This is a genomic window from Streptomyces sp. NPDC054872, from assembly GCF_053610705.1.
In genome coordinates this window covers 12367-38333 of record NZ_JBSGYY010000024.1, presented here as the reverse complement: position 1 = coordinate 38333, position 25967 = coordinate 12367, and the positions used below count along the sequence as shown (strand labels likewise).

General features: G+C 71.9%; 27 protein-coding genes. 10 read left to right on the top strand and 17 right to left on the bottom strand.

Annotation, left to right across the window (positions count from 1 at the left end):
• Nucleotides 1-53 precede the first annotated feature (53 nt).
• The 6 genes from ACWGIH_RS26725 to ACWGIH_RS26700 all read right to left on the bottom strand — a co-directional run bounded on the left by ACWGIH_RS26725 (nucleotide 54) and on the right by ACWGIH_RS26700 (nucleotide 6479).
• Nucleotides 54-1133: a DUF917 domain-containing protein gene (locus ACWGIH_RS26725; RefSeq protein ID WP_453449639.1), complete on the bottom strand. Its 1080-nt coding sequence runs from the start codon at nucleotides 1131-1133 to the stop codon at nucleotides 54-56.
• Entirely contained in the window at nucleotides 1126-2706 is a 1581-nt protein-coding gene (locus tag ACWGIH_RS26720; protein WP_453449640.1) for a hydantoinase/oxoprolinase N-terminal domain-containing protein, read from the bottom strand. Before ACWGIH_RS26720 ends, ACWGIH_RS26725 begins: the two co-directional genes overlap by 8 nt.
• Before the next feature lie 318 nt (nucleotides 2707-3024).
• The gene (locus tag ACWGIH_RS26715) at nucleotides 3025-4413 is read right to left on the bottom strand and encodes an NAD(P)/FAD-dependent oxidoreductase (RefSeq protein ID WP_453449642.1); all 1389 of its coding nucleotides are present in this window, start codon (nucleotides 4411-4413) and stop codon (nucleotides 3025-3027) included.
• A gap of 135 nt (nucleotides 4414-4548) precedes the next feature.
• On the bottom strand, nucleotides 4549-5331 hold the full coding sequence (locus ACWGIH_RS26710; RefSeq protein ID WP_453510288.1) for an MBL fold metallo-hydrolase: 783 nt from the start codon (nucleotides 5329-5331) through the stop codon (nucleotides 4549-4551).
• Nucleotides 5332-5357: 26 nt separating this feature from the next.
• Nucleotides 5358-5966, bottom strand: coding sequence for an LmrA/YxaF family transcription factor (locus tag ACWGIH_RS26705; protein ID WP_453449644.1), 609 nt, complete (start codon nucleotides 5964-5966; stop codon nucleotides 5358-5360).
• Nucleotides 5967-6086: 120 nt separating this feature from the next.
• Nucleotides 6087-6479, bottom strand: coding sequence for a VOC family protein (locus ACWGIH_RS26700; RefSeq protein ID WP_453449645.1), 393 nt, complete (start codon nucleotides 6477-6479; stop codon nucleotides 6087-6089).
• A gap of 93 nt (nucleotides 6480-6572) precedes the next feature.
• Between ACWGIH_RS26700 and ACWGIH_RS26695 the strand changes: the two genes are divergently transcribed.
• Nucleotides 6573-7145, top strand: a complete 573-nt coding sequence (locus ACWGIH_RS26695; RefSeq protein WP_453449646.1) for a GNAT family N-acetyltransferase — start codon at nucleotides 6573-6575, stop codon at nucleotides 7143-7145.
• Nucleotides 7146-7169: 24 nt separating this feature from the next.
• Here ACWGIH_RS26695 and ACWGIH_RS26690 read toward each other — a convergent pair whose 3' ends face one another.
• The 3 genes from ACWGIH_RS26690 to ACWGIH_RS26680 form a co-directional block, all read right to left on the bottom strand.
• Nucleotides 7170-7853: a glycerophosphodiester phosphodiesterase gene (locus tag ACWGIH_RS26690; RefSeq protein ID WP_453449647.1), complete on the bottom strand. Its 684-nt coding sequence runs from the start codon at nucleotides 7851-7853 to the stop codon at nucleotides 7170-7172.
• 67 nt (nucleotides 7854-7920) lie between these two features.
• Nucleotides 7921-8055 carry a hypothetical protein gene (locus tag ACWGIH_RS26685; protein WP_453449648.1) on the bottom strand — a complete coding sequence of 45 codons (135 nt, stop codon included), beginning with the start codon at nucleotides 8053-8055 and terminating at the stop codon, nucleotides 7921-7923.
• Between the two features lie 77 nt (nucleotides 8056-8132).
• Nucleotides 8133-8816: a helix-turn-helix transcriptional regulator gene (locus ACWGIH_RS26680; RefSeq protein WP_453449649.1), complete on the bottom strand. Its 684-nt coding sequence runs from the start codon at nucleotides 8814-8816 to the stop codon at nucleotides 8133-8135.
• Nucleotides 8817-8895: 79 nt separating this feature from the next.
• On the opposite strand from ACWGIH_RS26680, the gene ACWGIH_RS26675 reads away from it, so the two are divergent.
• The 3 genes from ACWGIH_RS26675 (at nucleotide 8896) to ACWGIH_RS26665 (ending at nucleotide 11580) form a co-directional block, all read left to right on the top strand.
• On the top strand, nucleotides 8896-10419 hold the full coding sequence (locus ACWGIH_RS26675; protein WP_453449650.1) for a phosphatase PAP2 family protein: 1524 nt from the start codon (nucleotides 8896-8898) through the stop codon (nucleotides 10417-10419).
• Nucleotides 10420-10501: 82 nt separating this feature from the next.
• Nucleotides 10502-11149, top strand: a complete 648-nt coding sequence (locus tag ACWGIH_RS26670) for a M23 family metallopeptidase (protein WP_453449651.1) — start codon at nucleotides 10502-10504, stop codon at nucleotides 11147-11149.
• 56 nt (nucleotides 11150-11205) lie between these two features.
• Nucleotides 11206-11580, top strand: coding sequence for a DoxX family protein (locus ACWGIH_RS26665; RefSeq protein ID WP_453449653.1), 375 nt, complete (start codon nucleotides 11206-11208; stop codon nucleotides 11578-11580).
• On the opposite strand, the gene ACWGIH_RS26660 is transcribed toward ACWGIH_RS26665, so the two are convergent.
• Complete coding sequence (locus tag ACWGIH_RS26660; RefSeq protein ID WP_453449654.1) at nucleotides 11577-12812, bottom strand: metallophosphoesterase; 1236 nt, start codon at nucleotides 12810-12812, stop codon at nucleotides 11577-11579. The two genes, ACWGIH_RS26665 and ACWGIH_RS26660, sit on opposite strands and share 4 nt — an antisense overlap.
• Before the next feature lie 190 nt (nucleotides 12813-13002).
• Here ACWGIH_RS26660 and ACWGIH_RS26655 point away from each other — a divergent pair, with 190 nt between their 5' ends.
• The gene (locus ACWGIH_RS26655; RefSeq protein WP_453449655.1) at nucleotides 13003-14202 is read left to right on the top strand and encodes a CaiB/BaiF CoA transferase family protein; all 1200 of its coding nucleotides are present in this window, start codon (nucleotides 13003-13005) and stop codon (nucleotides 14200-14202) included.
• 30 nt (nucleotides 14203-14232) lie between these two features.
• On the opposite strand, the gene ACWGIH_RS26650 is transcribed toward ACWGIH_RS26655, so the two are convergent.
• The gene (locus ACWGIH_RS26650; RefSeq protein WP_453449656.1) at nucleotides 14233-15477 is read right to left on the bottom strand and encodes an amidohydrolase; all 1245 of its coding nucleotides are present in this window, start codon (nucleotides 15475-15477) and stop codon (nucleotides 14233-14235) included.
• Nucleotides 15478-15667: 190 nt separating this feature from the next.
• Between ACWGIH_RS26650 and ACWGIH_RS26645 the strand changes: the two genes are divergently transcribed.
• Nucleotides 15668-16114, top strand: coding sequence for an SRPBCC family protein (locus tag ACWGIH_RS26645; RefSeq protein ID WP_453449657.1), 447 nt, complete (start codon nucleotides 15668-15670; stop codon nucleotides 16112-16114).
• Between the two features lie 65 nt (nucleotides 16115-16179).
• Here ACWGIH_RS26645 and ACWGIH_RS26640 read toward each other — a convergent pair whose 3' ends face one another.
• The gene (locus ACWGIH_RS26640; RefSeq protein ID WP_453449659.1) at nucleotides 16180-16791 is read right to left on the bottom strand and encodes a TetR/AcrR family transcriptional regulator; all 612 of its coding nucleotides are present in this window, start codon (nucleotides 16789-16791) and stop codon (nucleotides 16180-16182) included.
• A gap of 185 nt (nucleotides 16792-16976) precedes the next feature.
• On the opposite strand from ACWGIH_RS26640, the gene ACWGIH_RS26635 reads away from it, so the two are divergent.
• Nucleotides 16977-17981 (top strand): alpha/beta hydrolase family protein, encoded by a 1005-nt coding sequence (locus tag ACWGIH_RS26635; protein WP_453449660.1) that lies wholly within the window; start codon nucleotides 16977-16979, stop codon nucleotides 17979-17981.
• Nucleotides 17982-18010: 29 nt separating this feature from the next.
• Here the strand turns inward: ACWGIH_RS26635 and ACWGIH_RS26630 are convergent, their stop codons facing one another.
• Together ACWGIH_RS26630 and ACWGIH_RS26625 are read right to left on the bottom strand one after the other, a co-directional pair.
• The gene (locus ACWGIH_RS26630; protein ID WP_453449661.1) at nucleotides 18011-18583 is read right to left on the bottom strand and encodes a dihydrofolate reductase family protein; all 573 of its coding nucleotides are present in this window, start codon (nucleotides 18581-18583) and stop codon (nucleotides 18011-18013) included.
• A 131-nt stretch (nucleotides 18584-18714) separates the two neighbouring features.
• Nucleotides 18715-19494, bottom strand: coding sequence for a hypothetical protein (locus ACWGIH_RS26625; protein WP_453449662.1), 780 nt, complete (start codon nucleotides 19492-19494; stop codon nucleotides 18715-18717).
• Between the two features lie 554 nt (nucleotides 19495-20048).
• On the opposite strand from ACWGIH_RS26625, the gene ACWGIH_RS26620 reads away from it, so the two are divergent.
• A complete protein-coding gene (locus tag ACWGIH_RS26620) occupies nucleotides 20049-21245 on the top strand; it encodes a hypothetical protein (RefSeq protein WP_453449679.1) in 1197 nt (398 codons plus the stop codon).
• Between the two features lie 61 nt (nucleotides 21246-21306).
• On the opposite strand, the gene rox is transcribed toward ACWGIH_RS26620, so the two are convergent.
• Nucleotides 21307-22737 (bottom strand): rifampin monooxygenase, encoded by a 1431-nt coding sequence (rox, locus tag ACWGIH_RS26615; protein ID WP_453449680.1) that lies wholly within the window; start codon nucleotides 22735-22737, stop codon nucleotides 21307-21309.
• A gap of 178 nt (nucleotides 22738-22915) precedes the next feature.
• Between rox and ACWGIH_RS26610 the strand changes: the two genes are divergently transcribed.
• Nucleotides 22916-24100: an acyl-CoA dehydrogenase family protein gene (locus ACWGIH_RS26610; protein WP_453449663.1), complete on the top strand. Its 1185-nt coding sequence runs from the start codon at nucleotides 22916-22918 to the stop codon at nucleotides 24098-24100.
• Between the two features lie 19 nt (nucleotides 24101-24119).
• On the opposite strand, the gene ACWGIH_RS26605 is transcribed toward ACWGIH_RS26610, so the two are convergent.
• Both ACWGIH_RS26605 and ACWGIH_RS26600 read right to left on the bottom strand, forming a co-directional pair.
• Nucleotides 24120-24467: a VOC family protein gene (locus ACWGIH_RS26605; protein WP_453449664.1), complete on the bottom strand. Its 348-nt coding sequence runs from the start codon at nucleotides 24465-24467 to the stop codon at nucleotides 24120-24122.
• Nucleotides 24468-24532: 65 nt separating this feature from the next.
• Complete coding sequence (locus ACWGIH_RS26600; protein ID WP_453449665.1) at nucleotides 24533-25168, bottom strand: glyoxalase; 636 nt, start codon at nucleotides 25166-25168, stop codon at nucleotides 24533-24535.
• 164 nt (nucleotides 25169-25332) lie between these two features.
• Here ACWGIH_RS26600 and ACWGIH_RS26595 point away from each other — a divergent pair, with 164 nt between their 5' ends.
• Nucleotides 25333-25890, top strand: coding sequence for a tellurite resistance TerB family protein (locus ACWGIH_RS26595; RefSeq protein WP_453449666.1), 558 nt, complete (start codon nucleotides 25333-25335; stop codon nucleotides 25888-25890).
• Nucleotides 25891-25967: the final 77 nt, after the last annotated feature.

Here is a 25967-nt window from a genome sequence, read left to right as displayed (position 1 = left end):
CCGGCCGCCGGACGGTCAGGAGTCGTCCGCACGGTCAGGAGCCGGCCGGACGGTCAGACGGTCGCCGAACCGAAGGGCAGGTAGTCCGCCTCGTACCCGAAACAGCGCGGGCCGGTCAGCGCGAGGCCGCCCGGAGTGATCCAGCGCGGATCGCAGCGGGCGGCGAAGACGCTGACCCGCCGGCCGTACCGCAGGGCCTCGGTGGTCACCGGATCGCCGGTCTCGCTGTCCAGGACACAGATCAGGTCGGGCGTGGTCGCCACGGTCACCCCGTCACGCGTGGCCATCAAGTGCTCGTTCTGGAAACCGAGTTCGAGCACCCGGCCCGTGTCACCGCGCGTCCCCTCGACGCGGGCGTGACCGCGCGCGAAGCCGCCCTCCGTACGGCGGGCCACGTCGGCCACCTTGCCCGTCAGGAGGGGAATGCCGTCAAGGAGCGTCCGCGCCGCCGCCACCGGATCACCGTGCGCGGCGCGCGCCTCGCGGACCACGGCACCCAGCCGCCCGGCGAGCGTCAGCGTCGCGGGAACCAGGCCGTCGGCCAGCTGGTCGCCGCGCAGCACCGTGTCCGCGCAACTGATCTGGCAGCCGAGCTCCACGCACACCGCGCGGGCGATCCGCTCGGCGGCATGGTTGTCGACGGCCTCGACGACGATGGTGTTGCCCTTGTCGTCGGCCAGCGCCATCGGCGAGTTGGAGATCCCGGCGAGCCCGGGCAGCACCATCTGCGCCTCGGGGAACGCCCTCCCCATCGCGTCCCCGTCCACCAGGGGCAGCCCGGCCCGTGCGGCGCACGCGATCGGCAGCATCGAGTTGACCCCGCCGACCTCCAACGGCGTCAGGTGCGTGGCCCGTTGCCCGAGGTGTCTTTCCAGGGCGCGCAGCGCGGCCAGGTCCTCCCGCCCGCTGGGCACCCGCTCCAGGAGGACGGTGGGCGCGCCCATGCCGGAGATGGGGACGACGGTCGCGTCGGCCTCGACCTCGTCGATGCGGACGACCCGCACCGGGCCGTGCGCGCGGATCGCCTCGCGGGCGAGCAGCTTGCCGATGTACGGGTCGCCGCCGCCACCCGTGCCGAGGATGCCCGCGCCCCGCGCGATGTCGTCGAGGTTGCCGAGGGTGATCTCACGCACGGGAAACCGCCCCGGCACCGGGCGCGACGGCCTCACCCGGACGCCCCAGGTCCAGATCGCCCACGGCCTTGACGCGGATGCGCGTGGCACCGCCGGGCAGATAGGCGAGCGGCACCTCCTCGATGTCGACGACGCGTACGCTCCCGACGCGTGCCCCGGCGTCCAGTGCCCGTCCGACGGCCTCTTCGCGGGCCCCGGCAAGGACCGTGTCCCGGTGCCCTTCGGGCACGCGGAAGACCCGGTCGACCTCGCCGCCGACCTGCGCGATCGCCGCGCCCACCGCGTTGGCCACGTCGAAGTGGTCCGGCCGGCGAACATCGGTGAAGCCGGGCAGCGCCTCCGGGACGAGGAGGGAACCGCCTCCCACGACGACCACCGGCAGCACCGCCGCCGAGGTCCGCATCCGGTCCACGCCCTCGGCGATCCGCTCGTCGACGCGGTTCAGGGCGCGCCCGGTGAACTCACGCTCCAGGTGGGCGACATGAGGTCTGTGCCCGATGTCCGCGCGGCCCGCGGCCACGGCGAGGTCCGTCGCCGTCAGCCGCCTGCCGCCGAAGACGAGCGCTTCCCGCGTGAGCAGGCCGCCCACCGACCGCGGTCCCGTCTCGCCGTCCCGCGACACCAGGGACCCTCCGCCGATGCCGAGCGAAAGGACGTCAGGGATACGGAAGTTGGTGCGGATCCCCGCGGCCTCGCCCTCGCCGCCGGCCTCCCGCGGATAGCCTCCGCTGAGGACGCCGATGTCGGCGGTCGTGCCGCCCACGTCGACGACCGCGCAGTCCCCGATCCCGGAGAGGAGCGCCGCGCCCCGCATCGAGTTGGTGGGCCCGGACGCGAACGTCGCGACGGGGTACGCGCGCGCGAAGTCGACGTCCATCAGCGTCCCGTCGTTCTGCGACAGGAAGAACGGCGCCGTGATCGACATCTCGGCCAGCGCCTTGCCGAACGACTCGACGATGACGGTGGCCAGATCCCGCAGCGATGCGTTGATGATCGTGGCGTTCTCGCGCGCGAGCAGCCCGACCCGGCCGAGATCGTGCGAGAGCGAGAAGTGCACGGCCTCGCCGAGCTCCTCCCGCAGGATCTCGGCGGCGCGCCACTCGTCCGCCTCCGCGACCGGCGAGAAGACCGACGACACGGCGACCGAGGTGAGTCCGCGCGCGGCGATGTCAGCGGCCGTTTGCCGCAGCTCGTCCGGGTCGAGCGGTGACAGCGGCCGCCCGTCGAACTCCCTCCCGCCATGGCACAGATAGCCGTGCCCGCCGACGGCGGCCCGCTGTCGCGCCGGCCAGTCCGCCAGGGGCGGCAGGGCGGCGGTGGCGGGAAGGCCGAGGCGTACGGCGGCCACCGGTGTGAGCCGGGCGCCCTCGACGAGCGCGTTGAGGAAGTGCGTGGTGCCGATCATCACGGAGGTGACGGATTCCACCGGCGGTTCGAGGCCCCGGATCGCCGCGGTGACACCGGAGGTGATGCCGGGAGTGGTCGGTGACTTGGCGGCCGCGAGCACGCGGTCGTCGTCCCCGAGAAGGGCGGCGTCGGTGTTGGTCCCACCGACGTCGATGCCGATACGCATGGTGGTGGAGTCCTTCGTGTGGCGGCGGGCGGGTGATGCGTAGTACGGACATGACGCGCGCCGTGATCAACCAGACGGCGAGACGGCGGTTTCCGGGGCGTCTCCCGGCCATCGGGCGGCCGCATCGACCTTCAGACGGCGGCCGCGCCGTTCCGGAGCCCCCGGGTCATCGATTTTCCGCCGTCCCGCCCAGGACCCCGGCACGCTGAAGCGGACGCCTACCCCACCACTGGTAGCTGCCGTCCGCCCGCACGACCCGCGAAGTCCGGCGCTCGCAGCTCGCGAGCACCGGACTTCGCGTGAAGGGTGCCGATGGTCCTACGGGAACAGCGGCTTCTCCGGGGCCATGGAGCGTGCCGCCACCTCCGATGTCATCCGCGCGTGGATCTCCTCCGGCGAGAGATAGACGTCCGTCATCTCGAAGTCCTTCAGCGTGGCGGGCCGTTGGGACTGGAACCCGGTGCGCACGTAGTCGTCGCCCGCGAGCGCGTTGAGCCCCCAGTTCGCGGCCGTACGGAAGCGCGCGGTGACGGTCCGCAGCGCCCCCAGGTGGTAGCCGCGCGCGACGATCTGAGCGGGCAGCCCGGTCAGCTGCACACCCAGCGGCTTCGACACGGCCTGGATGCCGCCGAGGTCCACGACCAGGCCCATGTCCTTGTGCCGGTAGGAGGCCAGGGACGTGCCCCGCAGCGCCGCGGTGACGTTCTTCGCCGCCGCCCACCCCTGGCGCATCGCGTGCTGCGCGGTCGGCGGGCAGATCGCGTCGCCGCCCTTGGCGAGGTCGGGGACGGCCGCCGCGTCGCCGAGCGCGAACACACCGTCCATGCCCGGGACCGTCAGCTCCGGGTCGACCACGAGGCGGCCGCGGTTGGTCTCCGCGCCCAGTGTGGCGATGAGCGGGCTCGGCGCCACACCGGCGGTCCAGATCAGCGTCCGGCAGGGCAGCACGCGCCCGTCGGTGAGGGTGACGGTGTCCTCGGTGGCCTTGTCCACCGTCACCCCGAGCGAGACCTCGACGCCACGCCGCCGCATGATGGCGAGGGCCTTCTCGCCGAGCCGGTCACCCAGTTCGGGCATCAACTTCGGTGCCACGTCGACCAGATGCCACTTGATCTCCGCGGGGTCGAGCCCCGGGTACCGCTCGGCCGCGGCGCTCGTCAGACGGTGCAGGTACGCGGCCGTCTCCGTCCCGGCGTACCCGCCGCCGACGACCACGAACTGCAGCCGAGACTCGCGCTCGGCCCGGTCCGAGCTCGCCGACGCCAGGTCGAGCTGCGAGATCACGTGGTCGCGGATCCAGGCGGCCTCGGCCAGCGTCTTCACGCCCACGGCGTGCTGGTCGACTCCGGGGATGTCGAACTGCCGGGTCACACTGCCCGGGGTCAGGACGAGGTAGTCGTAGCGCTCCACGACCTCCTCGCCGTTGATCTTGCGTACGATCACGGCCTTCGCGCTCGGGTCCACACCGATGGCCCCGCCCGGCACGATCGCCGTACGGCGCAGCATGCGGCGCAGCGGCACGGCGACCGACTGCGGGGTCAGCACGCCCGACGCGACATGGGGGAGCAGGGGCAGATACAGCTGGTGGTCCTGCGGGCTGATGAGCCGCAGTTCGGCGTCCTGCGCCTTGAGCGTCCGCTCCAGCTTGTGCGCGCACTCCATACCGGCGAAGCCACCGCCGATGATCAGAATCCGGGGACGTTGCATACGAGATCGCTCCAGGGTTGGGCGAGGGGTCCGGTCAATCCTCCGACGAGGGGCGTCCCGGCGCACGTCGGGTGCGCCGGGCGAGGAACCCCGGGTACCCCGCGACCGCCGGACGAATACCCCCGGACCGTCGAATCAGCCGCCTGCCCCGGCGAGCCGCAGATAGTCCCACGGATCGTGCGCGTTCAGGACGGTGAACTCCTCCGTCCGGGTGGCCACCTCCCGCAGCCGCGCCTGGTTGGCGATCCGCAGCTCGGCGTCCACCTGGGCGTCCAGCTGGATGATGTCCATCAGCGGATGCGAGTGCGGGGCCTCGGGGGCGATCTCGCGGTGGTAGAAGTACGCGTCCCCGGCATGCACCAGCCACCGCCCGCGGTCGCGCACGGCGACGGCGGCGTGCCCGGCGCTGTGCCCGCCGAGCGGCACGATGAGGAACTCCTCGCCGAGTCCGGTCAGTTGTCGGACCCCGGAGAAGCCGGCCCACTCCTCACCGGCGTGCTCCTCGTAGGTCTCCCAGTGCGGGCCGTGTGCCCAGTGCGCGGGCCGGTAGCGACGGCTCGGTGCCTCGGTGAGCGCCGCGTCGAGTTCGGCGGCCATGAGGTGCACACGCGCCTCGGGAAAGTCGGGAAGACCGCCGCTGTGATCGACGTCGAGATGCGTGAGGGCGATATGCCGTACGTCGGACGCCGCATACCCGAGCCGTTCGACCTGTGAGAGCGCGGTCTCGGCGAAGTTCAGCTCAGGCGCGGCGAGTTCGGCCCATTCGGGGTCGAGGGACTCGAGCGGCCTGCGCACGTCGTCCCGTCCGAGCCCGCTCTCGACGAGCACGAGCCCCTCAGTGTCGGTCTCCACCAACAGGCAGTGACACACGGCGTGCAGGGGTGGCGGCCCCTCGTAGGTGGCTTCGATCTTCAGCATGGAACCGCAGTTGAGGTGATGGACCTTCACGCGCCGCTCACCGTTCCCTTCGTGTTCTCCAGGCTGCGCGCGACGACCGAGGCGACGCGTCGGGCGACCGACGAGATGACCGCGGTGTCACGCCGCACCTGCGCCAGAAGGAGAGCCCCCTGCAACGACGACATCACGAGTTCGGCGAGCTCGGCGGCCTCGTCCTCGGCGGCGCCCCACCCGCGCAACGCCTCCGCGAGCCCCGAGAGCCAGGCATCGTAGGTGACCTGGCAGACATCGCTGATGGGTCCCTCGCCCCCGGCCTGTTCCAGCGCGACGGTGGCTACGGGGCAGCCGTCCCGGAAACCGGACTCGCGCAGCCCGCGCGCGAGCAACTCCCCGACCCCGAGCACGGCGTCCTCCGCCCCGCCCGCGGAGCCCACGACAGAGGCCATGCGCGCGCCCATCTCGTCCCCGGCCAGTGCCACGGCCTCGGCGGCCAGCTGTTCCTTGCCCTGCGGAAAGTGGAAGTACAGCGACCCCTTGGGGGCACCGCTCTCCGCGAGCACCTGATTGAGCCCTGTGGCGCCATAGCCCTGCCGTTGGAACAGATCGGCGGCCGTGCGCAGGATGCGGGCGCGGGTCTCTCCGCGTGTCTTGGTCACCCGGCAGACTCTAGACCGACCGGTCTATAGAGAACAAGGCCGGTCGGTCTGAGAAACACGGCCGGTTCGGGGAGAACAAGGCCCGTTCGGAGAGAACAAGAGGGCGGTGGCGGTCCTCCGTCAGATTCCGGGCCGGTACCGGATGGGGTGGTCCTCCGGCACCTCGACGATGACGATCTTGACGCCGTCGGGGTCCTCGATCCACATCTCGACGAGGCCCCAGGGCTCCTTCAGCGGCTCCCGCACCACCACCACGCCCCGGGTCACGAGTTCCGCGTGCGCCGCCCGCGCGTCCGCCACCTGCAGCCACAACTGGAGGCCGGGTGCGGGCGGCGTCTCCGAGCGCCCGGAGACCTCCAGGTGGCCGCCGCCCAGGAAGTAGACGGTGCCGCGGTCGGGGCCCGTGCCGAACTCGCGGTAGACGGCGAGGCCGAGTGCCTCGCCGTAGAACGCGCGCGAGCGCTCGGGGTCGGTGGGCCGGAGAAGTGTCCTGCTGCTCAGTACATGCACCATGCAGCCGCACCTTAGTGGGGGGTTACGCTCGACCGTGCCTCGCCCACGCCGCGTCCGACAGCGGCGGGCCAGAGAGATCGGAGAACCCGCCCCATGGACACCGCCCCGCGCCCCCGCACGAGCGACCTCACCGTCAGTGCGAGCGACCTCACCTTCCGGGACGCCACCGACGCGGACGTCGACGTGCTCGTCTCGCTGATCCAGTCGGCGTACCGCGGCGACGCGAGCCGGGCGGGCTGGACCACGGAGGCGGACATCCTGGAGGGGCAGCGGACCGACCCGCAGGGTGTCGTCGACGTAATCAAGTCACCGGCGAGCAAGCTGCTCACGGTCGAGCGGGACGGCGCGATCGTCGCCTGCTGCCAGCTCGAACACCGCGGGGAGCACGCCTACTTCGGGATGTTCGCGGTGAGCCCGGCGCTCCAGGGCGCGGGCCTCGGCAAGGTGATCATGGCGGAGGCCGAGCGGCGGGTCCGTGCGGCGTGGGGTGTGCGGGAGATGCACATGACCGTGATCTCCGTACGCGACGACCTCATCGCCTGGTACGAGCGGCGCGGCTACCGCCGTACGGGAAAGATGACTCCCTTCCCGTACGGCGACGAGCGTTTCGGCGTTCCGCAGCGGGACGACCTGCAGTTCGAGCTGCTCGTCAAGCCGCTGGTCTGAACCGGGGCCGGGGTGGGGGCCGGGTCACGCGGTGAAGCGGCCCGTCCGCTTGATCTCCGGGTAGTCCGTGGTCGCTCCGTCGAGTTGCAGCGCGCGCACGAGCCGCAGATCGTCCTGCGTGTTCACGACCCAGCCGATGATGCGCAGGTCGGCCTTCCTGGCCCGCTCGACGATCTCCAGCGTCAGTCGCCTGATGTTCAGGACGAGGGTGGTGGCACCGACCGCCGTGGCGCGCTCCACGACGTCGGTGCCGTAGCGGCTCGCGACGAGAGCGGTGCGTACACCGGGGACGAGGCGGGCGATCTCGGCGATCGCCTCGTCGTGGAAGGAGATCACCTCGACGCGGGCGACCAGGTCGCGCCGGTGCATCACCTCGGCGAGGGCGCGGGCGGCGGCCACATCCTTGATCTCGGCCTGCAGCGGCGCCTTCACCGCGTCCAGGACCTCTTCGAAGACGGGGATGCGCTCCCCGCGCCCCGCGTCGAGCTCCCGCAGCTCGGCCAGGGTCTTCTCGGCGATCGGCCCCTTGCCGTCGGTCGTACGGGCCACGTCCGCGTCGTGCATGACGACGAGGGCGCCGTCCTTGCTCAGGTGCAGATCGAGCTCGATGAGATCGAGGCCCGCGGCTTGCGCGGCGATGAAGGACCGGAGGGTGTTCTCGGGTTCGACACCCATGACCCCGCGGTGACCGATGGTGAGGAAGTTCAAGGTTCACTCGCTTCCGTCGACGGCGGCTCGGTGGCCGCGGGGAGGTGCCACGCGGCAAGGTCGCAGCCTAACGGCCCGCCTCCGCGATGGAACCGCCCGTACGGGGGTGCCCCGAGGAATCGGAGTCGTCCGCTCTGCTTCCCACGATCCCGAGCAGGAGACCGGTGATGACGGCGGCGACAAGGACGGCGCGGGTGGTCACGGCTGCACTGCTCCATACGGCGGGGTCGGCTGACCCCGCCCGTCCTACCGGCTGGGGCCCCCGCGCCGCGAGCCACGTCACCCGTGGGTGGGCGAGTCCCCCGGGCGTTGACCCGGGGCCGTGGAGGCCCCTTGTTCCGTGTCCTCGCCAGGCGGCGTCGGCGGCGCCATCTCCATGAGATCGGCGAGCATCGCCTCCGCGAGGCCGATCTCCGCCTCGAGGCGCCGCCCGCTCCAGCGCAGGGCGATCTGCGGATGCGTCCAGGCCGCCTCCCCGTCCGCCCGGTCGAGCGCGTCGTGCACCTCCTTGAGCTCGCCCCGCGTGTGCGCGATGTGCTCGGTCACCAGGGCCCGCAGGTGCTCCGGAGCCGCCAGGTGTCCGAGCCAGACCCGCAGGAGCAGCGGGTGCTTCAGGACGGCGGGGCCCGCGTCCTCGGCGCCCCCCGCCCACCCGACCAGCGCGGCGCGCCCCTCGGCGGTGATGGCGTACGACCGCTTCGCGCGAGGCTCCTCGGGGCCCGAGCGCCGTGACGTCGCGTACCCGAGGGTCTCGAGGCGGCGCAGCTCGGCGTAGATCTGACTGATGGCGGGGGACCAGTAGAAGTGGCGCAGTGAGGCGTCCGCCCACTTCTTCAGCTCGTATCCCGTGCGCTCCCCGGGGAAGGAGAGCAGGCCGAGCACGGCCCACGCGGTCGGCGGCAGGTCGGTGGGCCGACGCGAGGAAGGGGGGCCCTGGGGGGAAGTGGAGCGCGGGACTGCCATATGGCTGATTGAAGTGAACGTCACAGTCCCGGCGCAAGATGTGTGCGGTGCAAAGGACATGCGGGGGTATAGGGGGTTCATGAGTGATCTCCCGACGTCGCACATCCGCAGGCTGCTGGGCGCCACCGACCGCCTGGCGTTCCACCGGGTGGCAGCCCGCTCCTGGCCGGCGGCGCAGCCCGTCCTGCCCCGGCTGAGCCGGGCGGCCGACCACGGTCTGCTGTGGTTCGGCGTCGCGGCGGGGATGTGGGTCTTCGGCGGCGCACGCGGCAGGCGGGCCGCGGTGCGCGGTGTCTCCTCGCTGGCCCTCGCGTCGGCCACGGTCAACACGCTCGGCAAGAGCGCGGTGCGCCGCTCCCGGCCGGTCTTGGACACGGTGCCGGTGATAAGGCACCTGTCGAACCAGCCGATCACCAGCTCCTTCCCCTCCGGGCACTCCGCGTCGGCTGCCGCCTTCGCCACGGGTGTGGCCCTGGAGTCACGGGGACTGGGCGCGGCCGTGGCCCCGATCGCGGCCTCGGTGGCCTTCTCCCGCGTCTACACGGGCGTGCACTACCCCAGTGACGTCCTGGTCGGCGCGGCCCTCGGCGCGGGCGCCGCCTACGCCGTGCGCGGCATGGTGCCCTCCAGGTCACAGCTGCCGCCGCCCGCGCGGCCCCGGACGGACGCCCCCGCCCTGCCGGAGGGCGAGGGCCTGGTCGTGGTGGTGAACCCCTCGTCCGGAGCCCAGCCTCAACTCATGGACCCGGTGCGCCAGTTGAAGATGGCCCTGCCCCGCGCGGAGGTGGTGCTCTACGAGGAGGACGCGGGGCCGCTGCCCAAGGTCCTGGAGGAAGCCGCCAGGGACGCCGCCCAGCGCGGCGGGGTCTTCGGCGTGTGCGGCGGGGACGGCACGGTGAACGCCGCCGTGACCCAGGCCCTGCGCTTCGACGTGCCGCTGATGGTGCTGCCCGGCGGAACGTTCAACCACTTCGCCGCCGACCTGGGCGTCGACACGGTCGCGGACGCCTGCATCGCCCTCGCCGAGGGCAGCGCCGTACGGGCCGACGTCGGCCGGGTCAAGCCCCTCGCCGGGACCGGCCCCGACGGCAAGACGTACTCCGAGCCGGTGTATTTCCTGAACACGTTCAGCCTCGGCTCCTATCCCGAGCTCGTACGCATCAGGGAGGAATGGTCCCCGAAGATCGGCGGTCCGCCCGCGGCCCTGCTCGGCGTCGCCCAGATCCTGCACACGGGACGGCCGCTGCGCGCGGTGGTGAACGGCAAGGCCCGCTCGATGTGGATGCTCTTCGCGGGCAACGGCGCCTACCGCAGCGCCGGCATCGCCCCGGTGCGCAGGCACGACCTGGCCGACGGTCTGCTCGACGTCCGCATCGCGCACGGCGGCCGCTTCGCGCGCAGCCGCCTGCTGGCCGCGGCGATCGTCGGCCAGCTGACCAAGACGCGCCTGTACGCCTCCGCCAAGGCCCAGCGCCTGGTCATCTCGGGCCTGCCCGAGGGCACACAGATGGCGTACGACGGCGAACTCGCCCCCGCGCCCCCCGCACTGCTCCTCGACAAGCTCCCCGAAGCGCTCACCGTGTACCGGCCGACTCTCGACTGACCGCGGGACGGGCCCGCACGGCGTTACGCCAAGCGGAGCACTCGGGGTGCGGGCCGCTCCGGGCGCCAGTGTGCTGGCCTTCATGGGCTACGACATAGACAGCCCGCGTGAAGCGGGCAGCACACGACGCGACGTACTCGGCGTCGCCGCGGTCCTCCTGGCCGGCGGCGCCTTCACGGTGGCGGGACCCGCGCCGCACGCCGCCGCGGAAGCGGACGGCGGCTGCGGCCTCGACTACGACGAGGAGTTCGAGGCGGCCCTCGCCGAGGCGGACGCGGCGGTCCCCGAGAACCGGGCGCTCGTCCCGGAGAAACCAAGGCGCAAGTTCGCCCTGCCGCTCCGCCGGCGCTTCCGCGTCTCCGCCCGCTACGGGGTACGCGGCAACTGGATGGCCGGCCACCACACCGGCGTCGACCTGGCGGTCCCCACGGGAACCCCGGTGCACGCCGTCGGCGGCGGCACGGTGGTCCTGGCCCGCTGGTCGGGCGCGTACGGCAAGGCGGTCACGGTCCGGCTGCGGGACGGGCACTACGCCGTCTACGCGCATCTGTCGCGCATCTCCGTGCGCCAGGGGTCCCGCATCGGCACCGGCGACCGGCTCGGCAGCAGCGGGTCCACGGGACGGGCCACCGGGCCGCACCTCCACCTGGAGATCCGGGCCAGGCGTGGCTACGGATCGGACGTCAATCCGGTCACCTATCTCGCGCGGCGGGGCGCCCGGCTGTCGTGAGGCCGTGATTACCGTCGAGTAAGGTCTGTCTCCCTTCACCACCCTCAGGAGGCAGCATGCCGTCGGCGTCCCGTTCCCCCCTGCTCCTGGCCGGTCTGCTGGCCGGGGCGGGTGTCGTGCACTTCGCCGCACCGAAGACGTTCGACGCCACCGTGCCGCGCGTCCTGCCCGGTTCGCCGCGCACCTGGACGTACGCGAGCGGCGTGGTCGAGCTGGCCCTCGCGGCCGGAGTGGCGGCGCCCCGTACCCGGAGCGCCGCCGCGCTGGCCACCGCGGCGTTCTTCGTGGGCGTGTTTCCCGCCAACGTGCAGATGGCGGTGGACTGGCGCCGCCGCCCCGCGCCCCAGAGGGCCGCGGCGTTCGGCCGTCTGCCGCTCCAGATCCCGCTCGTGCTGTGGGCGAGGAACGTCGCGAGGCGCGCCGCGTCCTAGCCGACGCTCGTGCGGCCCGCGACCGCGGTGGAGGTCGTCGTGGTGTGGGCGAGGCGCGCGGTCCGGGTGGGGACGTCGACCGTGTAGGTGTCCACCGTCATCGCCCGCCCGGAGACCTTCAGGACCATGAACCCCACGTCGGAGAAGTTCTGCCAGGCGGCGGGGTGGTCGAAGTGGGCCTTGCCGTCACCGGACTTGGCGGCCGCCCCGCAGACGATCTGCCGGGTGCCCGCCGTGCGGGTCGTGGGCTCCAGGATCTGCAGGGTGTGGTCGTGCCCGGACAGGATCAGGTCGGCGCGGCCGCACACCACCTGCTCGTACAGCTCCTTGAGGTGGATGCCCCGCGTGTAGTGGCCGATGAGGAAGCCGTCGTACGAACCGGCGCTGCCGTGCTTGCCGTTGTTCAGGTAGGGGTGGTGGCCGAGCACCACCTTCCAGCGGGCCCGGGACGCGGCGAGGGCGGAGTCCAGCCACTGGCGCTGGGCGCGCATGTAGGGGCCGTCCCACTGGTAGTGGCGCGAGGTCTGGGCGACGGTCGAGGCCACGGGGTTGGTGTCGAGGGCGAAGAACTCCACCACCGGGTCGCCGTCCCCCGGAGCCTCGGACGACGGCAGGGCGACGTTGTAGTAGCGGCTCGGCATGTACCAGCGTGGCGAAGTGGCCGCGTAGGAGACCTCGCGGTCGCCGCGCGAGGGGTCGCCGCCGCTTCCGGGGATCAGGCCCGAGCAGTCATGGTTGCCGAGGACCATCAGCCAGGGGACGTCGATGCCCGTGTTCGGCGTCTCGAACTTGTCCCGGAACTCGGAGTCGTGGTCGGACTCGGGCCCGTTCTCGTAGATGTTGTCCCCCAGGCCGACGGCGAGGGAGATCCCCTCCTCGCGGCACACCCGCCGGGCGGCCTCGGTCACGGCCAGCTGTTCCTCGCCACCGGTTCCGGAGTCCCCGGTGACCAGGACGGCGAACTCCCCGTTCCGGTTGGGCGCTTCGGGGAGCGGGAACTTCGTCGCGCCTTCCGTTGCCGCGCCCGGCGTCGCAGCGGCCTGCCCCGCGCCGAAGGGCAGTACGGCGAGCGCGGCCCCGGCGGCGGCACCGCCGAGCAGCGTGCGCCGGTGCAGGGTGAGAGCGCCAGGACCCCACTTGTCGGCGAGGTCCCGGGCGAGCGGCGCGTCGTCCCGCAGCCACTGCTGCTCGGTCAAGTCCGCGCGGGGCGGTATCAGTTCGTCATCGCACATCAGAGCGTTCTCCCATATCGGCGCGGCCAACGGAAGACGATCAGACGAATTGCCGGTGGCGGCGCGGTCTCGGGCCGCTGACCGGCGCCGTAAGGTCACCGGCGCAGCGCCCCCGCCGCCCTGGACCACCCGGCCGAACTGGCAGAGGGTGGTCAGGTCCCGCCCGCTACGGCCGAGGAGGCCCCCGCACATGCCCGATGAGCCCCGCCCCGCTTCCCCCCTGGCCGGAACGAGGGTCGTGGACCTCTCCAAGATCCTTGCCGGGCCCTACGTGACGATGTCCCTCGCCGACCTCGGCGCGGACGTCATCAAGGTCGAGCATCCCCGGGGCGGCGACCCGACCCGCGCCTGGGGCCCTCCCTTCAACGGCCCCGACGCCACCTATTACCTGGCGGCCAACCGCAACAAGCGCTCGGTGACCCTGGACCTCAAGTCCCCCGAGGGGCAGGAGGCCGTGCACCGGATGCTCGCCGACGCGGACGTGCTGGTGGAGAACTTCCGCCCCGGCAGCTCCCTGGCCGACGTCTTCGACCACCGCGCGCTCAGCGAGCGCTACCCCCGCCTGGTGCTGCTCCACATCTCGGCGTTCGGCGACACCGGACCGCTGCGCGACGAGCCCGGCTACGACATGGTCGCCCAGGCGAGCGCCGGACTGATGTCGCTCACCGGCGAGCCCGAAGGCCCGCCCGTCAAGGCCGGGTACGCGATGGGTGATCTCGGCGCCGCGCTCTTCGGCCTCATCGGCGTCACCTCCGCCCTCGTCGAGCGCGAGCGCACGGGACGCGGCCAGTACGTCACGACCTCCCTGTACGAGTCGCAGCTCGCCCTGCACATCAACTGGGCCACGGGCTACTTCGCCACCGGGGAACGGCCCACCCGTCTCGGCTCGGGCCATCCGAGCCTCGTCCCGTACCAGGCCTACGCCGCCTCCGACGGGCACTTCGTGATCGCCGTCGGCAGCGACGGGCTCTTCCGCCGCCTGAGCGAGACGCTCGGCCACCCGGAGTGGGCCGACGACCCGCGCTTCGCCACCAACCGCGCCCGCGTCACCCATCGCAAGGCCCTCAACGCCAAGCTGGAGGCGGTCCTCGTCGACGACACGGTGGCCCACTGGTGCGGCCTGCTCAAGCAGCGCGGCGTCCCCGTCGCCCCGATCCGCACTCTCGACGAGGTCTACGACTGCCCGCAGACCGAGGCGCTCGGCATGGTCCAGAAGGTCGACCACCCCGACGTGGGCCCGCTCCGGCAGGTCGCCTTCCCCGTCAGCTTCCGCGGCGAGCGCCCCGCCGTACGCTCCGCTCCGCCCACCCTCGGCCTGCACAGCAGGGACGTACTCGCCGAACTCGGCTACGACGAGGCGGACATCGACCGGCTGCTGGACCACTCGTGACACCCGGGCCGTCAGGGCCTCAGGGCGGCCTCAGCCGCTCAGCTTGTGCAGCGCGGCGCCCACCAGTGTCCGTACGCCTGGCAGCAGGACCGAGAGGTCCGGGGCGAACAGGGGACTGTGATTGCCCGGCACCGCGGTGATCTTCTCGCCGAGTTCCTCCCCCGGGGCGGCGTGCCAGGCGTCCCGCGGTGTCGAGGCCACGAACCAGAAGTCGTAGGGCACCCCGGTGGGCACGAGGAGCGAGAAGTCCTCGCTGCCCATCGCGGGCCCGAAGTCGAACACGCTCCGCGCGCCGAGCAGTTCGCGGTGGAGGGCCGCGATCTCCGCGTCCAGCGCCGCGTCGTTGACCGTGGCCGGGAAGCCGGCACCCAGGTTCACCTCGGGTGGCGTCGGGCACCCGGCGGCCTGGCATTCCCCCTCGACGATACGGCGGACGGCGGCCAGGACCCGCTCGCGCACCTTCACGTCCTGCGTACGGAGGTTCAGGCCGAGCCGGGCCTCCGCGGGGATGATGTTGGGCCGCTGACCGGCGTGGAACTGCCCCGTGGTCAGGACCACCGAGTCCGCCGCCGAGACCTCACGGGACACGACGGTCTGCAGCCGGGTGACGATGTACGCGGCGGTCACCACGGGGTCGACGCCCGCCTCCGGCCGCGAGCCGTGGCCGCCGACCCCCGGCACCACGATGTGCACGTCGTCGGCGGCCGACATGATCAGCCCAGGTGTATGGGAGACGAAGCCCGCGGGACCGGGGGCGACATGCTGGCCGAAGACGGCGTCGGGGCGGGGGAAGCGTTCCTGGAGCCCGTCGGCGACCATGGCCCGGGCGCCGCCGCCTGCCTCCTCGGCGGGCTGCCCGATCACCACGAGGGTGCCCGACCAGGTGTCCCGCGCGGCCGCCAGTGCTTCGGCGGCGAACGTCAGCCAGGTGACGTGCATGTCGTGGCCGCAGGCGTGCATCACTCCGTCGACGGTGGAGGCGTACGCGAGCCCCGTCATCTCGGTGACCGGCAGCGCGTCCATGTCGCCGCGCAGCCACACCACGGGCCCGTCGCCGTTCTCCAGGACGCCCACGACACCGGTGCCGCCGACCCCGGTGGTCACCGCGTACCCGGCGGCGCCCAGCCGTCCGGCGAGGAGTCCGGCCGTGCGGTGCTCCTGGAAGGAGAGCTCCGGGTGGCGATGCAAATCCTGGTACAGCGTCTCCAAATCAGGTGCCTTCAGCCCTGAGGTGAGGTCCAGGGCCAGACTCGCTGCGGCGGCTGCGGTGGGCATGCGGCTCCTTGCGTGCGAAGCGGTCGAAGCGATCAAGACGGTCCGGGCGACCGAGGCATTCGAGGGATGGGATCACCCTTTCGGTCACCCTCGCACAGGGCGCGGCGCCCGGCAGCGGTCGCTTCGGAAGGTGCGGCAGGTGGCAAAGTGTAAAAATCGGCCCATAACCCCCAGGAGGAGTGTGGTCAGCGTGTCCCGGAACCGCCGTCTGATCCTGGCCTCACCGGCAGAGGTCTGGAGTCTGCTGTCCGACGGCCGTCGGTACGGGGAGTGGGTGACGGGAACCCAGGAGATCCTCGCCGTGGACCCGCACTGGCCCGCGGTGGGCGCCCGCCTGAAGGTCCGGGTCGGCGTCGGACGGCTGGTCCTTGACGACACCTGCGTCGTCCGCATCAGCGAACCGGAGCGCCGCCTGCAGCTGGAGGCGAAGGCGGGCCCCCTCGGCGCGGCCCGCATCGCCATGAACCTGGTCCCCTGGGGCGAACACACCCTGATGATCCTCGACTGGCATCCTCTCCGGGGCCCCGGCACCCGGATGCACGGGCTGCCCGTGGACTACGTGATCGGGGTCCGCAACGGCATGATGCTGACGAAGCTGGCCAGGGTCGCGGTGGGTGAGCACGGCCGGAACGTCTGAGGCTCAGCCGGGCGAACTCGCAGGAGAGCGTGCTGACATGGCGGGCCGGTGCGCGCCCGGTGGTGTCAGGGCCGCTGCGGTTGCCGCAGGCCCCGAAGGAGGAGCGCGATCAAGCGGCGCGGGTCGTAGCGGTCGGGGTCGCTGTCGTGCCCGATGCAGAGGTTGCCGATGCCGCGCATGAGTTCGTGGGCGCGGGTGCCCGGCTCGATCTCGTCGGCGTCCGCCGCGGCCTGCAGCAGCTGCTCGCAGACGGGCACCAGGCGGTCGAGGAAGTACGTGTGCAGCGCCTCGAAGCCGCTGCTGTCCGACTGCATCGCGTGGGCGAGCCCGTGCTTGGTGACCAGGAAGTCGACGAAGAGGTCGACCCATTGGCGGAGCGCGGTCAGCGGGGAGCCGGCTTCCGCCAGCAGGGCCGGGCCCGCCTCGGCGCACGCCTCGACCTGGTGGCGGTAGACGGCGACGACGAGATCGGACCGGGCCGGGAAGTGGCGGTAGATCGTCCCCACCCCGACACCCGCCCTGGCCGCGATCTCGCGGATCGGCGCGTCGACGCCGGAGGTCACGAAGACCTCGGCGGCGGCGGCCAGCAGCGTCTGTTCGTTGCGCCGAGCGTCGGCCCGCTTGCTCCGGGGCGCGCTCCGGGCCGGTACCTCACCGGAGTTGCTTGCGGCGGGCATCGCGCTCTCCTTCCCGTGGACGGGGGGTCGTTGACAAAGCGGAACGCTGTTCCGTATCGTAATCGGAACAGCGTTCCGCTTGCAGCATATCTGAAGCCGGCCGCCTCTGGCCGTCTGCCTCCCCGCCTCCCCGTCCGCCGGCCCGCACGGACCGGCACGGAGGCCATCGAAGGGAAACCCGCACCATGAGTGCATCGAATGCCATACCCGCCGTACAAGCCGCAGCCGCCCCGCTCGGCGCGGCCCGCACCGTCGACTTCCTGGGCTCGCCGAGCCCCGTGCTCTCCGTCAGCCCCGTGGTGCTGCCGACCCCCGACCGGGCCGTGGACCTGGAGGTCCGGGTCTCCGCCCCCGTGACCGGGAGCGACCTGCCGGTCGTCCTCATCTCGCACGGCCAGGGCTTCTCGAACCACCTCTCCTCGCTGAACGGCTACGCCCCGCTCGCCAACTTCTGGGCGGCGCACGGCTTCGTCGTCATCCAGCCCACCCATCTGAGCTCCCGGACGCTGAGCCTGGACCCCGACACCCCGGGCGCGCCCCTGTTCTGGCGCTCGCGCGCCGAGGACATGAAGCGCGTCCTCGACCAGCTCGACGTGATCGAGTCCGCCGTCCCGCAGCTCCAAGGGCGCCTGGACCGCGGCAAGGTCGCGGTGGCCGGGCACTCGATGGGCGGGCACACCGCGAGCCTGCTGCTCGGCGCCCGGCTCACCGACCCGGAGGACGGGACGGAGGTGGACCTGGCCGACCCGCGCGTCACGGCGGGCATCCTGCTCGGCGCGCCCGGCAGGGGTGGTGACGCCCTCACCGACGAGGTGGCCGAGAGGTACCCCTTCTTCTCGGCCACGGACTTCTCCGGCATGGCGACGCCGGCCCTCGTGGTCGCGGGCGACAAGGACGAGTCCGCCCACCTGACCGTCGCGGGCCCGGACTGGCACGCCGATCCGTACGCCCTCGCGCCGGGCCCCAAGGCCCTGCTCACCCTGTTCGGGGCGGAGCACGGGTTCGGCGGGATCTCCGGGTACGACGTCGCCGAGACCACGGACGAGAACCCCGCGCGCGTGTCCGCGGTCCAGCGCCTCACCTGCGCCTATCTCCGCAGCGCACTCCGTCCCGGAGACCGCGCCTGGCAGACGGCGCGCGAAGCGCTGGCGGCCGACCCCGACCCGATCGGACACATCGTGTCCAAGTGAGGCCGAGGGGCCCGTACGCTCCGTGCGGCTCAGTGGACGACGTCGAAGACGTTCTTCTGCAGGCCGTTGGCGTAGGCCTCGTGCTCCACGAGCCGCAGCTTCTGGGCGTCCTTGTCCGTGTCGCTGAACAGGCGCTTGCCCGCGCCGAGCAGCAGCGGGAAGACGAGCAGGTGGTAGCGGTCGATCAGCCCGGCGTCGGAGAGGTTCCGGTTCAGGGCGGCGCTGCCGTGCATGATGATCGGGCCGCCCTCGGTCTTCTTCAGGGCGGCCACCTCGTCCAGCGAGCGCAGGATCGTGGTCTCGCCCCAGCCCGACACCAGGTCGCCTTCACCGAGGCTGGTGGAGACGACGTACTTCGGCATCTCCTTGTAGTCCGCGAACTCCTCCATGCCCGGCCACACGGGGCTGAACGCCTCATAACTGACCCGGCCGAACAGCATCGCCGTGGCCTCCTGCTGCTCCCGGCCCTTGATCTCGAACGCCTCGGGGAGGAACTCCACGTCCTTGAAGGTCCACCCGGAGTTCCGGTAACCGGGCTCGCCGCCCGGCGCCTCCACGACACCGTCGAGTGAGACGAAAGCGGTGCTGATCAACGTACGCATCTGAGGCTCTCCTGAAAGTCCGGTCATGGTCGCCGCTTCATCATCGCGGTCACGGGGGTACAGACCCCGGCTCTCTCGAAAAGTAATCGATCGCCCTCCGGAACCCCGTGCCGGCCACCCGCGCCTCCGGCTCAGTCGCGACAGCGGCTGTGTCTCTCGGCCCGCCAGGTCTCGCAGTTGTACGTCGTCACGGTGACGTCCTTGGCGGGCAGATACAGGGGGCGTTGGCTGCGGTGGTCGTAGAGGACCACGGTGTTGGGCCCGTGCCCGATGTAGAGCAGGTGCTCGGTGTCGACCGCCCCCAGGTCGAGGCCCTTGGCGCTGTCCCTCACCGACAGGCGCACATCCGCGGGATACGCGCGGACGGCCAGGACGGTGATGGGGCCGAAGTGCAGGGGCTCGACCCACTTCCCGCCCTTGGCGCTGTCCGCCATCTCGTCGGCCACGTAGGTGACGAGCACGCCGACGAGGGCGATGCCCACCGCGCAACAGCCGAGAATGGCCGTTCTGCGCTTCTCGGGCCGGCTCATGGCGGTACGCAAGCGACCGGCACGGACCCGGGCGGTCCGGGGGCCGAAACGGTGCACGGCATACAGGCAGGCGGTGGCCAGGACGAAGAGCGTCGCGGACGCGATGAGGCTCATCAGCACGAGCCCCGCGGACCCGCTCAGCCGGGTCGAGTACTCCAGGCCCACGTCGCCGGGGGCCATGCCCAGCTCGCGGTAGAACTGGTCGTACTCCATCGTCAGCAGCCCGAACAGCAGGGCGCCGCCGGCTCCGAGGGTGGGTAACAGGTACTTCTCGATCCATGTGCTCAGAGCCAGATCCGGGGCCGTGGTCGTCGCGGGGGCCGCCGCCGTCGTACGGGGGCCGGGCAGGGGAGCGCCAGGAGCGTGCGGTGGGGAAGTCATGGCCGGACGGTAGGGACGCCGCGCGGCGGAACCAATGATTCCGGCACGGCACGGGCCTCAACCACTCGTTCGTGGGACGGTTTTCCCCGGCGGCCGGACAAAGTCGCGCCCGGCACAAGGTCGTTCCGGAGGGCGGAAAGGCGTTGTCCACCTCTGCCTGCTCGTTCTACGCTGACGCCGAGGACGGCCCCCAGCCCCGGGCCGGTCCGACCGCTCGGCCCACGCTCGACGCCGAGCGCCGGGAACGCCGGCAACTCAGGCTGCCGGGTCCGTACTTCCTTGCAGCGGACGCATGGACACCGGCTCGTCCCGCCGGCCGACGCGTCAGGGGCCACTCCCGCGGCCCCCGCGCGCCGGTCGGTGCGGACGCCCGCTCCTGGGGTACCAGGGGGAGCCTGCCCCCGGGAGCGCCGCGGCCGCCCGCCGAAACCGGCGGCGGCCGCAGGCTCCGGCGACACCGCCCGCTGCCCGGTCGAGGTGAAATGGTGAACACCGCTGCCGCCTCCGGGATGAGCAGCGGATACGGTGCTCTGGTGACTGATGGGGAGGGGACGGTGCCCGGGACCGCGCTGCTGATTGCGGCGGCGCCGGTCGGCAAGGCCCGTATGGTGGACGCGGCTTCCGTGCTGCCCGTGCTCGCGGCGGTGTCTCCGGCGGTGCTCGCCGGTACCGCGACCGCGAGTGTCGTGGAGCTCGCGGACCCGCTTGATCCGCAGACCGTGCTGACTCGGCTGCGCGCGGCCGCGATGGCGCCGGGGCCCTTGACCGTGTACCTGGTCGGGCAACTGCATCTCGATCGCCGTCAGCGACAGCAGCACGTCGCCCTGGCGCGGACGACGGCGGCGACGGTGCGCTACACCGGTTTCCCCTGGCACTGGATCGCCCAGGAGCTGCGGCTGCGCCCACCCGGCAGCACGACCGTCATCGCCGATCTGCACGCCGACGCCGACAGTTGGCAGCAACTGGCGCAGGGCCCCCTGGACGTGGGAGTGGGCGTGGCCCTGTACGGGCGCGTCGCCCCGCCGCCGGGCAGGCGTGCCGTCGCGGTGCCCTCGTACATGAAGGCCCTGGCGACGGTCCTGCGCAGTGGGCACCGGCCGCCGCTGCCGGACCTGCATCAGCACGTCGCGGCCCAGACGGCGGAGGAGGGAGCGGCCGACGTCATGCTGCTCTCCGCCGATCCCGCCCGCGTGGCCTTCCCCGCCGGCGGCCCCCTCGACCGTGGGCCGCTGTCCGCCCATCATGCGGCGGTGCCTGCCCAGCAGCAGGCGCCCGCCGCCGTGACCTCCGACGCGCCGCCCGCCTCGGCGCCGCGGGTGCCCGGTGGGGACCCGCACGCGGCCATCACCCGGGCCGTGGAGGCGGGACGGCACGGCGAGGCCGCGGCCATGGCCGCGGCCTGGGAGCAGGAGGCGCTGCGTACGTACGGGCCCTCCTCGCCCGAGGTGGTGCACTGGATGGAGGTCCGCGGGCATCTGGCGATCTTCGCCAAGGACCCCGGACGCAGCTGCGAGATCTGGCTCGCCGTCGTCTCCACCCGGCTCACGGCGGGCCAGGCCCCCGACGCCCCTGATGTCGAGGCCGCCGCGGACCTGGCCCACCACCAGTGGGAGCAGATCCGCGACCCGGACACCGTCCGTGCACTCGGCCCGGACCTGGTCGCGTTGCGGCGCCGTGTGCCGGGCCGTCAGCGCGGCACGGTGAACCTCGTCCAGCAACGCCTCGTGCAGTTCCACACGCAGGTCGGCTGAGGGCCGGGCTCGTTCACCGCGCCGGCGGACGAGCCGGTCCCGCACGCGCGCCACGGTCTCCCTATGCGGGGCGTGGCGCGCCGAACCACGTGGGCAGCAGGTCGAGCAGTTCCTGCTGGTCCTCACCCACCCACGCCACATGCCCGTCGGGCCGCAACAGCAGGGCGGGCACGTCCAGTTCCTCGCTGACGTCGACGACGTGATCGACCCGGTCGGCCCACCCGGCGACCGAGAGCCGGCCGGTCTGGTCGAGCAGCAGACCGCGCCCTTCGTGCATCAGCCCGTAGAGATGCCCCTGCTTCAACTCCACGTCCCGCAGGCGCCGCCCGAGGAGTTCGTGGCCCTCGCCGAAGTCGTAGCTGACGTCGACCGCGGTGATCATCCCGGTCACGTACCGGTTGACCTCCTCGAAGTCCATCAGCTTGGCGAACAGCTCCCGCAGCGCCGTCGCACCCGGGTCGGACCCGAGCATCGCGATCTGCGCACGGGTGTTGTCGAGGACGCGGGCGCCCACCGGGTGCCGCTCCGTGTGGTAGGTGTCGAGGAGCCCCTCCGGGGCCCAGCCGTCGACCGCCGCGGCCAGCTTCCAGCCGAGGTTGAACGCGTCCTGCACGCCGAGGTTGAGCCCTTGCCCGCCGGTCGGCGGGTGGATGTGCGCCGCGTCGCCCGCCAGCAGCACCCGGCCGACCCGGTAACGCTCGGCCTGCCGGGTGGCGTCGCCGAACCGGGAGAGCCAACGCGGCGAGTGCACGCCGAAGTCTGTCCCCGCGTGGGCCCGCAGCTGCCGCTTGAAGTCGTCGAGGGTCGGCTCGGCCGTGCGGTCCTCGGCCACCCCGTCGGCGGGGACGACGATGCGGTACACCCCGTTCTCGCCGCGGCTGAGGCCGAACCGCAGCTGGGTCTTGCGGACTTCGGCGACGGCGGCGTCGATGGCCGCCTGATCCGCGGTCGCCTCCATTTCGCCGAGGAGGGTCTCGACCGTGGCGGGCACGCCGGGGAAATCGACGCCGAGCAGCTTGCGTACGGCACTTCGGCCGCCGTCGCACCCGACGACATAGCGTGAGCGCAGGTGGGTGCCGTCCGCGAGCCCGACACTCACCCCGTCCTCGTCCTGGGTGAGCCCGACCACCTCGCGGCCCCGACGGATGTCGGTGCCGAGTTCGACCGCGCGCTCGTGGAGCAACCGCTCGGTGACGGGCTGCGGAGTGGCCACCCCGTACGGGTGCGCCGTGTCCAGCTTCTCCGGCCACGGCTTCATGATGCCGCCGAACAATCCACCGACCTGGAACTTCTCGTTGACCGCGAGGAACCGGTCAAGCAGGCCGCGCTGATCCATGACCTCGACGCTGCGCGCGTGCAGGCCCTGCCCGCGGGACTGCTGGGTGGCCTGCGCCGTCTTCTCCAGGACCACCGTGTGCACACCGTGCAGCCGAAGCTCGCTCGCCAGCATCAAACCGGTGGGTCCGCCGCCGACCACGATCACGTCAATCATTGTTCTCATTTCGCTGGGTTCCTGGCTGAGATCGGTGATTCTGCGTCACGACCGGGGCCTTGCCGCAAGGCCCCCCATGCGCTATATGTTGAGCATGGCAAGGAGTTCGAACACTCCTTGCCTTTGTCATGCGTCGCGCGCGCTCCGGTACGGGCTTGTATACGAGGAGCGTCCCGGCATGAGCACTCTCGACATCCTTTCCGAGGACGAGCGGTTCGTCGTCAGAACGGTGCGGGACTTCGTCGACCGGGAAGTGCGGCCGGTCGTCAGGGAGTTGGAGCACTCCGACACCTACCCCGAAGCCCTGATCGAGCAGATGAAGCGCCTCGGCATCTTCGGCCTCGCCGTCCCCGAGGAATTCGGCGGCACACCGGTCTCCATGCCCTGCTACGTCCTCGTCACCGAGGAGCTCGCCCGCGGCTGGATGAGCCTGGCCGGTGCGATGGGCGGGCACACCGTGGTCGCGAAGCTGCTGTCGCACTTCGGCACGGAGGAACAGCGGCGTCGCCACCTGCCGAAGATGGCCACCGGGGAGCTCCGGGCGACCATGGCGCTCACCGAGCCGGGCGGCGGCTCGGACCTCCAGGCCATGCGTACCTCCGCCCGCAGGGACGTGGGCACCGGACCGGACGCGGGGGGATACGTCATCAACGGGTCGAAGACCTGGATCACCAACTCCCGCCGGTCCGGGCTCATCGCCCTGCTGTGCAAGACCGATCCGGCCGCCGAACCCGCCCACCAGGGGATCTCGATCCTGCTCGTCGAGCACGGTCCCGGCCTGACCGTCGCGCGTGACCTGCCCAAGCTCGGCTACAAGGGCGTGGAGAGCTGCGAGTTGTCGTTCGACGACTACCGGGCGCCGGCCGACGCCGTACTCGGCGGGGTCGAGGGCAAGGGCTTCGCGCAGATGATGAAGGGCCTGGAGACCGGGCGGCTCCAGGTCGCGGCGCGCGCCCTGGGCGTCGGCCGGGCCGCGTTCGAGGACTCCCTCGCCTACGCCCAGGAGCGCGAAACCTTCGGCGAGCCGATCTGGAAACACCAGTCGATCGGCAACTACCTGGCGGACATGGCCACTTCACTCACCGCCGCCCGCCAGCTCACCCTGTACGCCGCCCGGGAGGCGGAGGCGGGCCGCCGCGTGGACATGGAGGCGGGCATGGCCAAACTCTTCGCCTCCGAGACGGCCATGCAGATCACGCTCAACGCCGTACGCATCCACGGCGGTTACGGCTACTCCACCGAGTTCGACGTGGAGCGCTACTTCCGCGACGCCCCGCTGATGATCGTCGGCGAGGGCACGAACGAGATCCAGCGCAACGTGATCGCGAGTCAGTTGGTCAAGCGGGGCGGAATCGACGCCTGAGCGCGGCCGGATCACCGCGTCAGTGATGGCTCACCACATTGATGATCTTGCCATTGGGGTCCCGTACGAAGAACCGCCGAACCCCCCACTCCTCGTCCCGCAGGGAATGCACGATCTCCGCGCCGCTCTCGCGCACCGCCGCGTGGACCGCGTCGACGTCGTCCACCTCCACGCTCATGTCGGGCACGACGGGAGCGGTCTTGTCGTGGCTGATGAAGGTGACCTGGGCGGTGGGGTTGGAAGGAGAACCGAGCGTCATGACCCAACCAAGATTCATGACTTCCTCGAACCCGAGCAGTCCGTAGAAGTCCCGGCTCTCCTCCATGGCGTCGGAACGGATGTCGGGCATGGCGCGGCGGATGGACATGGGGCGACTCCTGTCTGCGGAGGGCGTGGAACGTGTGCCCCATTCTCCTCGGGCAATCGAGCGCGTCACGCGGACGGGGTGCGCTGTACCGGCGCCGCGGCGTCCCAGGAGAACCCGTCCAGGTCGACGAACGGAGCGTCACCGCCGTTGATCATGAGGCGGTGCGACCCGGTGCCGTCGGGGGAGACGCCGAGGTCCTTGGCCAGGGCGCGGCGCCGGTACAGGGCCAGCTTGAAGGCGCCGGACGCCGCCTCGAACTCGCAGTACACGCGGCCGAAGCTCTTTGCCACGGCGAGGCCCTGCTCGACGTAGAACCGCTTGCTCGCGGCCATGTCCGCGACGCCGAGGAGGATCACCATCTCGTCTATCTGCCGGGTGACGGGGCCGGTGTCCTTCTTGGCCGAGGTCGCGACCTTCCAGATCGTGCCGTCCGGGGCCTGTACGACGCCCCCGTGGCCCCAGAGGGACTTCGTGACGGGCTTCAGCGAGGTGGCGCCCGCGGCGACGGCGGCGTCGACGAGGCTCTTGACGTCGCCCGGCTGGGACACCGTGAGCGCGAGGGTGAATCCCCGGAATCCGGTGCTGGGCTCCTCGGAGGCCCGCAGCCGCAGCTGCGCGTCCAGACCGAAGGCCGTGGTGTAGAAGCGGTGCGCGGCGGTGGGGTCGGCCACGTCGAGGGTGACGGATGCGATGTTTGCCATGTCCATCACGCTAGAGAGGGCAGGGCGCCCCATGCTTCTTCATTCCTGACCGGTTACAGGGCCCCTCGGACATCCGTGACGGAACTTCGCGGGGTGGGGAGGCGTTGGCAGGGTGACGCGTGGAACGCGCGCGGACGAGCTAACAGGTAGCCGAGGTGGCACGCATGGCGATGTGGGACCGGATCAAGGACCAGGCCAAGGGTCTGCAGCAGCAGTCGCAGGGAGGACGCAGCAGCTCCGGTGGTCACGGGCGGCCGGGTTCGGGGTCGGGGTCGGGCGGGTCCAAGGCGCAGCTCGTGGGCGTGCTCAAGTCCCAGCTCGCCTCCCTCAAGACGGAGCTCAAGAGCGGTTCCTACCGCGACGCGAGCATGGCCATGTGCGCCCTGGTCGCCGCCGCTGACGGCTCGGTCGACCCGGCCGAGCGGCGCCACGTGGAGTCGCTGATCCTGCAGAACGACGTCCTGAAGAACTTCCCGCCGGAGCAGCTGCAGCAGCGGTTCAACAAGCACGTCGACCAGCTGTCGTTCAACTTCCTGCAGGGCAAGACGGAGGTCATGCAGGAGATCGCCAAGGCGGCGAAGAAGCCGATGGAGGCCAAGGCGGTCGTGCAGACCGGCTTCGTCGTCGCCGGTGCGGACGGGTACATCGCCCCGGCCGAGGAGCAGGTCCTGCGCGAGGCGTGCGTGGCGCTCGGCCTCTCCCCGCAGGAGTTCGGTCTCTGATCCACGGGACTCACGCCGGTGCGTGATCCGGGGCCCGCACCCACGTGGTGTGGGCCCCGGCCCGCGTGAGGGCCGGG